The sequence below is a fragment of the Nostoc piscinale CENA21 genome (assembly GCF_001298445.1).
GTDB lineage: Bacteria > Cyanobacteriota > Cyanobacteriia > Cyanobacteriales > Nostocaceae > Nostoc_B > Nostoc_B piscinale_A.
The window spans coordinates 2977506-2991485 of sequence record NZ_CP012036.1 but is presented as its reverse complement, the minus strand read 5'-3'; the positions used below and the strand labels follow the sequence as shown (position 1 = coordinate 2991485).

Sequence of the window (13980 nt, the reverse complement as noted above, 5' to 3'; positions counted from 1 at the left end):
ATATTTTTCTAGTGGGGAAAGTCGATGAAATTGTTGGTTTAATAAGTCGTAAATAGTTCCAAAAACAGTAGAGCCTTGGGCGAAAAATTCGATAATATTGCCATCGAATAAATCTTGAATGGTGGTAGCAATAATTTTGAGAGCGAGAGGATTACCTGCATAATGTTGAATCAGGTTTTGCCAGTCTGTATCGGAACCGCAAAAAAAAACTTTTAGTTCTGATTAATTGTAAAGCAGCGATCGCACATAATCCTGTAAGCTGCCAGGAGCGTACAGGCAAAGTTTCCCCTTCTAAGGCGATGACTTCTTGGGGTTTCTCTCGACTCGTCAGCACCACACAACTTTGATGGAATGTCTCACCTATCTGTTTGAGGAGATGTCCGTAATCTTCGTATCCCGGTTGGTAACGGCCAGTGCGATCGCCACTCGCTAAAATAGATTCAAAGTTATCTAAGATAACTAAACAACGGTGCGCTCTTAAATGCACCATAAATTGCGAAATTAAATCACCAACATTTTCCGATAACTTTACTGGTTGTCCACTAGCAAAAAATTGCAGTAAGTTTGCTAAAAATTCCCCTAACGGTGGACTGTTGCGGAGACTGCGCCAAACAACAAACTCAAACTGCTCTTGCATTTGCTGTGCTAATTTCACCGCCAGGGAAGTTTTACCAATTCCTCCCATCCCCAGCAGTGCTATTAGCCGACAATGGTCATGAATAATCCAATACTCTAACTTGCTAACTTCCTCTGTGCGACCAAAGAAAATTGAGACATCAACTGCTTCACCCCAGTCAGTTTTGAGTGCTGAGTGCTGAGTCACCGAAGTTTGCTCAACGGGGGGAACCCTCCGAACTTTGCTCAACGCGGGGAACCCGCGCACGCAAGTTCTCTCCGCACGCAACTTCTCGCTGAGTGCTGAGTTTTGATTAATATGTTCTTCTCCTGCTCTGACATAATCATTAGCAGTCAACTCTAGACCAAAGGCTCGAAAAAAGTATTCTAGAGTTTGCTTGTCAACGCCTTCGGTTCGCGCCAACACTTTAGAAACTGTAAAAGGAGCCAATTGAGTGCGGTAGCTGAGTTCTTCGAGGGTGAACTTAGCTCCATCGTTTTCTAAAATTTCCAGTTGGTGTCTAGCCTCCAGAAGCTTTTGGATTCCTGGGAGACTGAGAATCATACCTCGCTTGCGTCTTTGCTTGTGCAATTCCATCGGATTACAAGACTAACGCTCAATTCAGAATAATTTTACTGGTTTTAAGCTAGTTAGCGATCGCTTATCAATTTTCGCTAACTTAACAAAGCTAAGTTAGTACCTTAACACCTTTATCTTTACTGGTACTGTTTTGTAACTCAAACGACACTTTAGTTATCAAGAAATTAAATTTATTAGCCAGCATTTCTGCGGCATAAATATCTAGTATTGTTCGGGAGTCTCATCCTATGACAAATTCAATCATCAATCCTGTCGAGCGTCCCACAGTTACACAAAATCTATCCGAAAATTTCATCCTCACAACCTTAGATGATTTATATAACTGGGCGAAAATGTCCAGTTTATATCCGATGATGTTTGGTACAGCCTGTTGCTTCATGGAGTTTATGGCAGCTTACGCATCTCGCTTCGATATGGAGCGATTTGGCATGATTCCCCGTGCTACTCCCCGTCAAGCTGATTTGTTGATTACCGCAGGTACAATCACAATGAAGTATGCACCGAATTTGGTGCGACTTTACGAGCAAATGCCAGAGCCAAAATATGTAATTGCTATGGGAGCTTGCACAATTACAGGTGGAATGTTTAGTGTTGACTCTCCCTCAGCAGTTCGCGGTGTGGATAAGTTAATCCCAGTGGATGTTTATATTCCCGGATGTCCTCCCAGACCAGAAGCGGTCATTGATGCCATCATCAAACTGCGGAAGAAAATTGCTAATGAAAGCATCCAAGAACGCCAGCAAACTCAACAAACTCACCGTTTCTACAGCATCCGTCATCAAATGAAGGTAGTTGAGCCTATTCTGGATGGAGAATACCTCAGAAGTGCCACCCGCGAAACTCCACCCCAGGAAATTGTTCAGACGACAGGATTAGAATTACCCTTAACGCTGCCAGAAGTTAATCGGGAGTCTGAAGTTAGGAGTTAGAAAGCGAGATTTTAGTATCAGAAATCGAAACTCAGCACTCGCAATATCATAAAGATAAAAGATATTTTTGATGCGTTCAGGGAAGCATTCATGGCAGATATTGGCTTGACTCATATTGCACTTGGAGTAACCGACATCAATAAAAGCATTACTTTTTATCAGAAGTATGCTGGTATGAAAGTGGTGCATCGCCGCACTGATGAAAGTAATAATTTTGAAGTTGCTTGGATTAGTGATTTAACTCGACCATTTGTGATTGTGCTACTGCAATTAGATAAATCACAATGCCAACCTTCATCGGGATTTCATATTGGTGTAGCTTGTAAAAGCCGTGAAGAAGTAGATTATCTGTGTCAGCAAGCAAAATCAGAAGGTTTATTAAAAGAAGGGCCACATGACTATGGTGCGCCTGTGGGTTACTGGGCTTTTATCCGTGACCCTGATGGTTATCAACTTGAGGTTGCTTATGGTCAAGAAGTTAATTTTACAATCGCCCAAGCACAACAACGAGAATTAGGATGAGCGATCGCTATTATAAATTCTGGCATTTAATAGTGACCAATCACAAAAACTTTAGTTATATATATGCTCAAAAAAAATCAACAATTTCAAGCTATTTTGGATTACAAAAATTCAGGAAATTTAGGCAATTTTGCTATTCTTAAGTCTGATGTTTTTGGTGCAGAAGTTAACCCAGAAATCGCCTCTAAATTACAAACAGTAATTGGCTATTATCCTCCAATTAATCTAGAACAATTAAATCAATATCCTCCATGTTCTTTTGGACGAGAATATGCCGAACACATGCAAACTAATCATCTTCAACCACTCAACATTAGTTCCGGACTAGATGATGTGGCAAAACGTAATGTATTTGCTTTGCGCTATGTTGTCACCCACGATATTTTTCATGTATTACTTGGCTTTGATACTACCTACGCCGGAGAAATTGGTGTGTTAGCCTTCGCTGCCGCACAAAATTATAGTAATTCCCTAAAAATCAGCTTATGGTTAGCAAAGTTTCTCTATCCAATTCTGGCACCCCAACAAGTCAGAGAAATTTTCGCTAACTTAAAAAAAGGAAAAGAATTAGGAAAAACCGCAGATTTTCTGCTAGCCTATCGCTTTGAAGAACATTGGTTAGAACCCATTGATGAATTACGGAAAAATCTAGGAATACCAGTAGCATTGACCAAACAACAAACCTGATTATTAGCACTACATCAGCATCAAAATCTGCATCAGTTTGCGCTTACCTCATACTCATTTGCGTTACCAACTTCCTAACAAGGAGCATAACAAATGATTACTCTCCAAGAAAATTCCCAAACCAGTTATCAACTACCACCACAAGTAATTGAGCCTGCATGGTATCAGACAGCAAGGGCGATTCTCCAACCACTTGAAAATCTAGACTGGCATCAGAAAAAATATGGAGATATTTTTATTTCTAGATTTTTAGGATTGCCTTCACAAGTTATTATTAGTCATCCGCAAGCAATTCAAGAATTGTTTACGGCTGATGCTAAGTTATTTGAAACTGGCTCAGGAGGTAGAATTGTTCAACCTTTATTGGGCAGCAATTCATTAGTTTTACTAGATGGCGATCGCCACTTACAACAGCGTAAACTTTTAATGCCACCTTTTCATGGAGAAAGGATGAAAGCCTATGGTAATTCGATTTGTGAAATTGCAACTCAAGTCACAAGTCAATGGCAAATTGGACAAGCATTTCTCGCTCGTCCGAGTATGCAAGAAATTTCTTTGAAGGTGATTTTACGTACTGTTTTTGGACTAACAGAAGGCGAACGTTACCAACAAATTCAACGCATTTTAATTGAGATGTTGGATACTTTCAATCAACCTTTAAGTGCTGTTTTCTTATTTTTCTCATCATTACAAAAAGATTTAGGCACTTGGAGTCCTTGGGGTAAATTTATTCGCCGCAGAAAGCAGCTTGATGAGCTAATTTATCAAGAAATTCGAGAACGTCGCCAGCAACCAGAATCTCAAGGTGAAGATATCTTGAGTTTGCTTTTGTCGGCACGCGATGATAATAATCAACCCATGAGTGATGTAGAATTACGTGATGAGTTGATGACAATGTTGTTTGCTGGTCATGAAACTACTGCGATCGCATTAGCTTGGGCTTTATATTGGATTCATTATCAACCAGAAGTCCGCGAAAAACTGCTGCAAGAACTCAACTCTATTGATATTGCAAATGCAGACCCCACAACTATCGCGCAACTGCCATATCTCAATGCGGTCTGTTCCGAGACACTGCGAATTTATCCAATTGTTTTCTTTTGTTTGCCGCGGATTTTACAAGCTCCGATGCAATTGATGGGTTACGATTTACCCAAAGGCATGACAATCTCTGCTTGTATTTATTCAACTCACCATCGTCCAGATATTTACCCAGAACCTGAGCGTTTTCGACCAGAACGTTTTCTCGAACGCCAATTTTCTCCTTATGAATTTTTGCCTTTTGGTGGCGGAAATCGTCGCTGTTTAGGTATGGCGTTTGCTTTATTTGAAATGAAATTAGTGCTGACGACTATCCTCTCTCACTACTCATTAGAACTGTTAGAAAAAGCTCCCCTCAAACCTGTACGTCGTGGCATAGTATTCACACCTGCTGGTGGCGTGCGTTTGATGGTGAAGCATAAGTTTTAAATTGCCAGAATTCGGGAGTCAGAATGTTAAAAATGTTAATTTAAGCTTCTTCTAGTACTTTTGTGGGTATGCTAATGACAAACTCAGTTCCTCCTCCTGGTGTGGAAACGCAATATAATTCCCCACGGTGTTTTTTGACAATAATTTGATAGCTAATAGATAAGCCCATACCTGTACCTTTGCCTACAGGTTTGGTGGTAAAGAAGGGGTCAAAGATGCGATCGCGGATTTTTGAGTTGATTCCGGGGCCATTGTCTGTAATACTAATTTTGATGCGATCGTCTGCTTGCAATTGAGTACGAACCTGAATGTGTGGGTGAGTTATAGCAACTTCTTCTAAAGCATCAATGGCATTTGTTAACAGGCTCATAAATACCTGATTCATCTGTCCAGGATGACACATGACTTGTGGCAAATCACCATACTCTTTAATCACCTCAATTCCAATAGATTCTGGTTGAGATTTCAGGCGATTTTGCAAAAGTAACAAGGCATTATCAATACCTTCGTGAATATTCACCAATTTCATGCCTTCTTCGTCAACTCGTGAGAAGTTGCGTAAAGATAAAACAATTTGGCGAATACGCTCGGCTCCAGTATTCATCGAGTCCAGAACTTTAGGCAAATCATGACGAATAAAATCTAAATCAATGGTATAGATTTCTTGGTGAGCTTCTGGTGTTCGGGGGGAAAAGTGCTGTTGATAAATTTCAATTAAATGTAATAAATCCTGTACATAATCATTGGCATATTTAACATTGCCATAAATGAAATTCACCGGGTTATTGATTTCGTGGGCAATACCCGCTACCAATTGTCCCAAACTCGACATTTTTTCTGATTGAATGAGTTGAGACTGGGTTTGTTGCAGTCGTCGCAGTGTCTCTTCTAACTGCTGAGTTTTGGTGCGAAACTTGGCTTCTGATTTTCTTAGAGCTTTTTCTATCCGCTGTCTGCGGATTTCTTCGCGTTTGCGGATTGTGATATCGTGACAAATACCAACAAAGTAAATAATACTGCCACTGGCATCTTTGATGGCTGATAAGTAGCAACTGTGCCACCGCCATGTGCCATTTTTATGTTTAACACGATATTCAATCGCGTCTTGCTGTTCACCTGTTATTAAAGCTTTGGTGAAATAATCTGTACAAGCTGACAAATCTTCGGAGTGTAAAAAAGAAGCGAAAGGCTGACCTTCAACTTCTGACACCTCATGCCCTAAAATTTCACTCCAGTTAGGAGACACATAAGAAAATAAACCTTCAGGAGTAAGTGCAGAAATAATGTTGTTGGCATTTTCTACAATAGTCCTAAAATGATCACCACACTCGATAAATGCTTCTTGGACTATATGAGTAATATCACGCAGCAACACAATAATTTCGGTTGATTCTACGGGCAGTAATTGAGCCTCACAATGAGCTTTATTGTTGCCTATATGCAAACTATATGCAAAACTAACTACAGATTGAGTTTGCCGAACTTGATTGATGGCTTGATGAAAGCGAACAGCCACAGATGTTGGGAAGCACTCTAATAATTGCTTACCTGGAGCGATATTTGCTTGGTTAATAAAATTATGGGTTTTCTCTGATTGATATTCTAATATAATTCCTTGGGGATCAATGCGAAAGTAGATATCTGCAAGCTTTTGTAAAATTGCCTGCATCTGAGAATTTGACTGATTGGCAATTTTACCTTCTAGCTCATAATTAGCAGCGGCTCGTGCTATGTTAATTAACTTGCGATCGCTCGTATTTTTTTTTACTGCGCTTCGGTACTACTTTCGCGCTTTCATCATTATTTAACTTCTGCACCCTTTCAGAGAACACTTTTACCTGCCTACTTATGCGGAGACTTATATTATAAAAAACTCGTCAAAAACTATATTTAGTTGTTGAGAAAACAATGATATTAGAATTTTATAGACTGCACTGAAACCATCAACCCTAGCCGATATTAATGTTATTGAATATCACCCCAGAAAAACATCTATCTTGAGAATGGTCATCAAGTTGATTAAATAAAATTTTGAGTAAATAAAATCTATCATGATTTTTGGGCAGTAAAATCAATTATGCTTAAACTTTTAAGTATTAAAATTGAAATTTGTATGAAAATAAGCCAAGACTCAGAATAGCTGATACTTGATGCTAGAGATTTACAGAAATTAAAGTTTTTTGATATTAATAATTACAATGAGTGACTTTTAACTACCTCAATATACAAGTTTCCTAGAATACATAGCTTGTTCTCAGCAGCCAAATCAAAATCACTGCTATGAAACTGCTGTTAATCTAGTCTATATCTTAACCTCACTCAATAGATTTAATTTTTAGAAATAATATTTTTCGCTATTTACTTAATATATTTTATACGATTGAAACCTAAATTTATCCGTATGTGTTAATCCCACCTTTATTTTTGCCATAATTATATGAACCATTTTTATAATACAAAAATTATCAAAAAGTGATTTTGCTAAAGTGCAAAGTTGTGCATCCCGACTTATACATCTGAGAATCTATAGGAATCTGTTTTGATTTCCGAATGTACTTGTGTAGGACGGGATTAGGGAGTAAGGAATAGGAGTAGAAAAGAAGCCTTGATTTTTTTCAAACATCAAAATATTAGTCCAATAGGTAAAAAAGTTAAATTTTGGTTAAAAATTACTGGAATTGAGTTTTTACATAGAATAAATATCTATTTGCTTGAGAAATGTTATACCTAAATGCTACCCAATTCCCAATCAATATAGGCATCCGGTTTGATTTCCAAATTTACTTGTGTTGACCTCAATCAGATATAACTCACTAAAATCCCAGGCAACATAACATCTGCTAGCAACTTTTATGTTATAAAACTCACATAAATTTTATTTTTAAAGGTAACTATTCTATGGAACTAGAAAAACTCGCATATTTTAAAGAATACGGTGAATTTATACTGCAAAAAATTAACTCTGTCCCGCAGTATCCTTCTCAACAAGAAGACTGGGTTCCCGCAAGTTTGGATGAATGTCTGGCGCGTTTGCGAGAAACTGCGGAAAAAACCATAGAACTCGCCACTTCACCAGTCAAAATTGGCGTAATGGGAGAATTTAGCAGTGGTAAAACTTTACTTTTGGGTAGTTTAATTGGCTATGCCGATGCTTTACCAGTCAACGAAAACCCAACTACGGGCAATGTTACAGCCATTCACCTCGTCGCACAAGATGAATTTGCCACAACCCAAGTCGGGAATTTTACGGTGGAGTATCTGTCTCACGAAGGGGTGAAAGAGTGTTTGCGGTTTATGTTAGCAGAAGCGAGTCGCCGTTGTGCCGCCGCCGGACTTGTACCTGTACAACTAGCGCAGTTGAATTCTGGTAAAGATATTCTGGCTTGGTGCGAGCAAGCATGGAACCAAAGTAATAATTTAGAGTTGCGCTATTTGCTGCGGGAGTTGGTGCTATTTGTGCGTGCTTATGCTTCTTATGGTGAGGCGATGTGTGGTGGACGCTATCAAATTGATCATGCCACAGCACGGGAAGGTTTACAGCTGCCAGAACAGCCAATGGCTATCCAAACTTTCCGGTTTACAGACTTACCGCCAGCACATATCCGTTTACCCAGTCCACCGCAGAAATTAGCATCAAAGTTATTACAAAATAGCTTTCCCTTAATTCGTCGGGTTGATATTGAAGTGAAAATTTCGCGGGAAATTTGGGATGTCACCGATGCTTCTGAATTTATTTTGTTAGATTTTCCAGGTTTGGGTGCGGCGAACTCCGGCGCGAGGGATACGTTTTTATCGCTGCGAGAGTTGGCGGAAGTCCAGACAATTTTAATCTTGCTCAATGGTAAATCGCCGGGGAGCGATCGCGCTCACAAAATTTTCACCATGATGCAGCAACAGCGTCCGGGACAAGACCTGAAAGATTTGATTTTGGTCGGTGTCGGTCGTTTTGACCAGCTACCCCTAGAAAGTGAAGGCGGCGAGAGAGAACTCGACCAATTTATCGCTGAGAACACCGCCAACACACCTTTATATGAGGATGCTGTTCTCAAAAAACTCAGAGTTCTGCAAACAACTATCGATGGCGCGAGTGCATTCACCACTCAAAAAGACCGCATTGTGTTGTTATCACCCTTGTTGGGACTAGCGGAATTAGCCAAACGTTCCAGTAGTGTCAAAGCTGGTTCGCCAGAATTTTTATCCAACTTAGATTATCCTAATTACCTGGAACCTTCAAAACGGTTACAGCAAAAATGGACTCGTCTTAGCGAAAGACTATTAGATTCAGATGCACGTAGTCAACTGGGGAGACAATTAGGTTACTTTGCTCAAGATGGCGGTATTGCCAAACTGCGAGAGTTAATTCAAAATCATGTTGCTATGCACGGACTCAAGCAACTGTATGAAGATACCCGTCGTGCGGCTGAAAGTCTCCGTCAACAACAAGAAAACCTAAAAAATCTCATCGCCGAAATTCACGAACAAGGTATACCAACTCTCGATAGTCCCACCTTAATTGATTTGCGGAATGCCATTGATAGTTTAGATAAAACCTACCGCAACTTCCAAAAAGAATTAGGCAAAGAACCACTCAAAGACCGTCGCGGAACTGTTGTGAGTGAAGTAGTTAAAGATGAACTCACCTTTAAAATTGTCAACTGGAACCAGTGGACTTTATTGTTTAACAAAGCCAACAATGGCGCTATTACTATCGCAGAAACTAAAGGTGCAGCTGGCAAGTTATTTGAAAGAGGAAATAGAACTAATAATACTTTGCCAACTAAGAGTGATGACTTCTATCCCACCTTTGAAAAAACTGTGCAAGAAGTCGAGATATTTGCCCGCGATCGCATTCGTCAAGCAGTGGTAGATTTATTAAATAAACTCTCCAATCAAGTAGCCGAAGCACGGGACTATCTTAAATCTCTTCTTTCCCCAGAAATGGAACAAGAAATCGAAATTGGTTTTGGTGGAGAAGAAGCCGACTTATTTTATAAATTACTGTTAGGATGCGACCCTAATCAATGGAAAGAAGCTATCCTCGCAGAACTGAATAGTAAAGACAAAGAAATTGCCCCCGAAGTAATATTTCCTCTTGCACGCCAAGACGAAAAACACAACATTGGTCAAATATTTGATTGGTCGCCAGAAAGAAATCAAAATTCACCTAGAGCCAGCCATCATCAAATGTTGGTATTACGTTTGCGTGATGAAATTACCGCCAGCGCCAGCTTACATTTAGTGCAGTATGTGAGTGAAGTTAATCAACAAGTCAACTCAGAAATAGAAGGCATTTTAGATCAAATTATTCCCACACTGCAAAATATTTCTAAAAAAGAAGCATTGCTGAGATATCTTGCGGCTGGCGACTCACCACCAAAACTTGCTATTCCCACTTGGCTAAATATTCTCGCAGAAATCGCTACCACTTCTGATTTAGATATTCCTGGTTACTAATACCAATTTAATGTAAAGCTGCACAAAATAAAACTCTAGATTCTTGGCGTTCTTGGCGCTCTTGGCGGTTCGTTTCTTAAGATTCTGTGCATCTTCGTCCAGATTGGTATAAGTAATTGATTACCTAGCTCATATCTTCTTTTCCTTTGTGTCCTTTGCGTTCTTTGCGGTTCGTTTAAAAAATATAGGTAGTTTGAAGTAGTTACAACATCTTAATTAATTTACCAAACACTAATACCTTTGCGCCTTTGCGCGAAATAAAAGAAAGGAACTAAAAAATGCCAGTAGAAATTCGCCTCCCTCCACGCTTTCAAGTCCAAGTTAACGACAACGAATATTTAGAACTTCCCACCATTCAACTAGTTGCTATTGGTAATAATGTACCCCACATTGCCCGGATAAACTTTTCCGTTAAAGGTACACCCAGGGAATTAACTACTCAAATTCAAAAAGCATATAAACCCTTTGATGCTGTCACTCCAAAAATTTCCCAAATCGGACAATTAGAACAATATCCTTGTAAATTAGAGAAACCTTTAACAGAACCAATCAACTGTACTTTACAAGTCATTGTTGAGTATTTTGATTCCGACTTTTCAGGGGAACCAGTATTATCTGAACCGCAACAAGTTCAGGCTGTTTGTTATTTATGGACACCATCTACTGCTGAAGCGCAAATTATGAATTCTGAGTCACTATCAAATTCACCGGAAGAACCTGTTAGCTATCAACCAGTCAAAAGATTTCCGGGATGGTTTGCTCTAGACTTTGGTACGTCGAATTCTACCGTGACTTTGTTCGATCCGATAGAAATTCCCATTGCCGAAATTTTACCACGAGAACAGGAATTAAGATTGCGCGATCGCCTCTGGCAATGGCTCAATTCTCCCGCTTCCGAAGCACTACCAGATATCAGCGAAGTTGAATGGCAAAAATTTATTATTGATATTAGTAAAAACTTAGAAATTGAACCCAACCGTTTAGGCGAAATATTTGAAAGTGATAACAGAGAAAGATTTTTAGAAGCAATTCGCCAAATCGAGTTATCTTTAGGCAATAGCGAAAAATTTCAACGCGCCGCTAGTAAAAAACTATATCAAATCTATCACGAAGTTTTTCGCGTCCCCACCTTAGAATCGCAAAATTTAATCCCCGTAGTTTTGGATATTGACCGCCGCGATAGCGAGATTCCCAGCGAGTTAGAAATTTCCAACTTAGAAGTATTAAAACTGAAAATGGGGCGAGAAGCAAGAGATAATCGAAAAAAAAGCGATCGCCCAAGGCACTAGCAGTTCTTTAAAAGAAATTATTAGCCGTTTTCATCATTCACCCAAGCGGTATTTTGGTCAAAATAAAACATTCCCCGTAATGTTAAATGATACCGAAATTAATATTAATGTGAACCAATTAATTCAAGCAGCTTGGGCGCATTTAATTGATTTAACTGAAGATTATCGCCAACGCGCTAGACGTAGATTTTCCGAAGGTGAACTGTTAACCGCCGTTGTTACCTATCCCACTGTTGCACCGCCAGTAGTTCGCAAAGAAGTTAAGCAATTAGTAGAACAATTAGGTATTGATGATGTGCAAACAGCTTATGATGAAGCTGTTTCCGTAGCGATATTTTTCTTATGGCGAGAATTTGGTGGTAATTTAAATATTGGCATTGAATCTTTTAAAACCCGTTGTCGCCGCGATGGGAATAAATGGTCACAAAATGTATTAGTTTTAGATATCGGTGGCGGCACAACAGACTTAGCATTAATTGAATTAACCTTAGAAGATAAAACCCCCTTCTTTGCCAATAATGAAGACCGAGGCTTAGGCGGCAGATATTATAAATTAACGCCAAAACTATTAGGTTCATCAGGACATTTACAACTCGGTGGCGAATTAATTACCTTGCGAGTATTTAGGTTATTAAAAGTTGCGATCGCAGATTTTCTCTTAACAGCAGTTACCCGTGGTGATATCGACAGTGAAAAACTCGAAGACTTAATTAGTTCCGAATTAAACGAGCGTTTTATCGACCAAGGTAAATTCAAAACAGGCAGCTTATTAAAATGCCTAGATAGAGAAAATCCCGAAGGTGATACAGCTTATAAAGATGCCTTAGATACAGCCGAAAAAGTCTTACCAACCCGTTGGCAACAAGCACCCCAACGCCTACAAACCTTCTACACACTTTGGGATCATGCAGAAGCAGCCAAACTCAAACTCGGACAAAAATTGCCAACCGATAATTCACTTTTAACTTTTACAATCTCTGAACAACAAATTGCCGAACTTCTCACCCAAAGCGCAATTAAATATCAAATTCATAACCTAGATAATATTTCCGTTACCCTAGATAATCAACAATTTGAACGTGTCGCCACCTCTGCAATAAAAGAAGCCATTGGTATTGCTAAAGGCTTAATGGAAAGCCGTCTACGTTCAGAAGATAACACCATCGATGCTTGGAACACCCACAAAGTTGACTGGTTAATTCTCTCAGGAAAAACTTGCAACCTCGACTTAGTACAACGCCATATTTACCAAGAATTTAGCAAATCACCCTACTTCGTTTGGAACCCAGAACGCATCACCTTTGTTTTAGAATTTACTAAACTCGCCACCTCAGCAGGTGCGTGTTACGCCGAAAAATTACGCCGACTCAGATTTGACCCCGAAGAATCGAAAGCACTCCTACAAAAAGGCGCGAATCAATTAGAAATAGACGTTAAAAATCTATTTTATTACCTACCTTGCAACTTCAAACGCAAAACCCAAAGTAACGAACTACTACCAATTTTCAAAGCAGGACAAGAACTTCATCAAATTGCACCTTGGGAAACAGTCGCCAAAGTGCGTACAGCTTGGCAAGGTATACAGTTAACTAATATTATTTATCGCCAAGATTACGAAGACGGGGACTTAAGACTATGGGGAAGCTTTGACGGTAAACATCTTATGGAAAAATTAGGGATGGAAGAAGCAGAGTTTCTCAAAAAAATTAAAGTGCAATTTGAAATTGACCAAACTCTACAATTTAGTGTTTTATTATGTCAAGGAAATCCTCATTATTTAATCGATGTTCCTGGTATTGATGTCGGTTCCGCAATATTAGCAGCTTCCGAAAACTCATTATTTGCCGACGGTAAACTTAAATGGAACATCGCCGTAGAACGACCAAATAAAGACTTAAATGATGGTGATATTGCAGTTAATGTCATCGAATCAGCAACAGTAGATCAACCCAATGCCTATCATTTAGTCTTTGAAATTGATTCAAATGATAACCAATCTCTGCACGAATTTCATTACCTCCGTGATGGTTTACCCCAACCAGGAAACGGATTAATTAGTAATGCCTTGCCACCCTTTCCTTACACTGGACAACACACATTTTACGTTTATCAGACCGACACTGAAACTAACAGAAAAAAATGGATACGTATCGGTTCACTCAGTAAACCATCCGTCACTACAGACTACCCTTGCCAATATCGCGTCACTCTCGACAACAAAGGCATCTTGCGGATGCACCCCGGCGAAGTTCCCTACTGGACATCCACAAGTCAAGAATGTTTAAAACAAGAAGGTTGTGTTTATCGCGCGGAATTAGAATTACAACCTAACGAAGTCGATAAAGAACGCGATCCCTTCTGTGGGATACATTAATAATTATTTGTTTCGCGCAAAGGCACAAAGTAAATAATT

At 39.4% G+C, this 13980-nt stretch carries 7 protein-coding genes and 1 pseudogene; 6 read left to right on the top strand and 2 right to left on the bottom strand.

Annotated features, from left to right (window positions below; all coding sequences use genetic code 11):
* Nucleotides 1-151: 151 nt before the first annotated feature.
* Nucleotides 152-1213 (bottom strand): NB-ARC domain-containing protein, encoded by a 1062-nt coding sequence (locus tag ACX27_RS33760; protein ID WP_235526616.1) that lies wholly within the window; start codon nt 1211-1213, stop codon nt 152-154.
* Nucleotides 1214-1443: 230 nt separating this feature from the next.
* On the opposite strand from ACX27_RS33760, the gene nuoB reads away from it, so the two are divergent.
* The 4 genes from nuoB (at nt 1444) to ACX27_RS12915 (ending at nt 4824) form a co-directional block, all read left to right on the top strand.
* Entirely contained in the window at nt 1444-2145 is a 702-nt protein-coding gene (gene nuoB, locus ACX27_RS12930) for an NADH-quinone oxidoreductase subunit NuoB (RefSeq protein WP_062292951.1), read from the top strand.
* A 90-nt stretch (nt 2146-2235) separates the two neighbouring features.
* Nucleotides 2236-2667, top strand: coding sequence for a VOC family protein (locus tag ACX27_RS12925; RefSeq protein WP_062292948.1), 432 nt, complete (start codon nt 2236-2238; stop codon nt 2665-2667).
* 63 nt (nt 2668-2730) lie between these two features.
* On the top strand, nt 2731-3354 hold the full coding sequence (locus tag ACX27_RS12920; RefSeq protein WP_062292946.1) for a Coq4 family protein: 624 nt from the start codon (nt 2731-2733) through the stop codon (nt 3352-3354).
* A 93-nt stretch (nt 3355-3447) separates the two neighbouring features.
* On the top strand, nt 3448-4824 hold the full coding sequence (locus ACX27_RS12915; protein WP_062292942.1) for a cytochrome P450: 1377 nt from the start codon (nt 3448-3450) through the stop codon (nt 4822-4824).
* 40 nt (nt 4825-4864) lie between these two features.
* Here the strand turns inward: ACX27_RS12915 and ACX27_RS12910 are convergent, their stop codons facing one another.
* Nucleotides 4865-6493: an ATP-binding protein gene (locus ACX27_RS12910; protein WP_062292939.1), complete on the bottom strand. Its 1629-nt coding sequence runs from the start codon at nt 6491-6493 to the stop codon at nt 4865-4867.
* Nucleotides 6494-7722: 1229 nt separating this feature from the next.
* Here ACX27_RS12910 and ACX27_RS12905 point away from each other — a divergent pair.
* Together ACX27_RS12905 and ACX27_RS12900 are read left to right on the top strand one after the other, a co-directional pair.
* The gene (locus ACX27_RS12905; RefSeq protein ID WP_062292936.1) at nt 7723-10278 is read left to right on the top strand and encodes a P-loop NTPase family protein; all 2556 of its coding nucleotides are present in this window, start codon (nt 7723-7725) and stop codon (nt 10276-10278) included.
* Nucleotides 10279-10556: 278 nt separating this feature from the next.
* Nucleotides 10557-13941: pseudogene (locus tag ACX27_RS12900) on the top strand (molecular chaperone).
* The last annotated feature ends 39 nt before the right edge of the window (nt 13942-13980 follow it).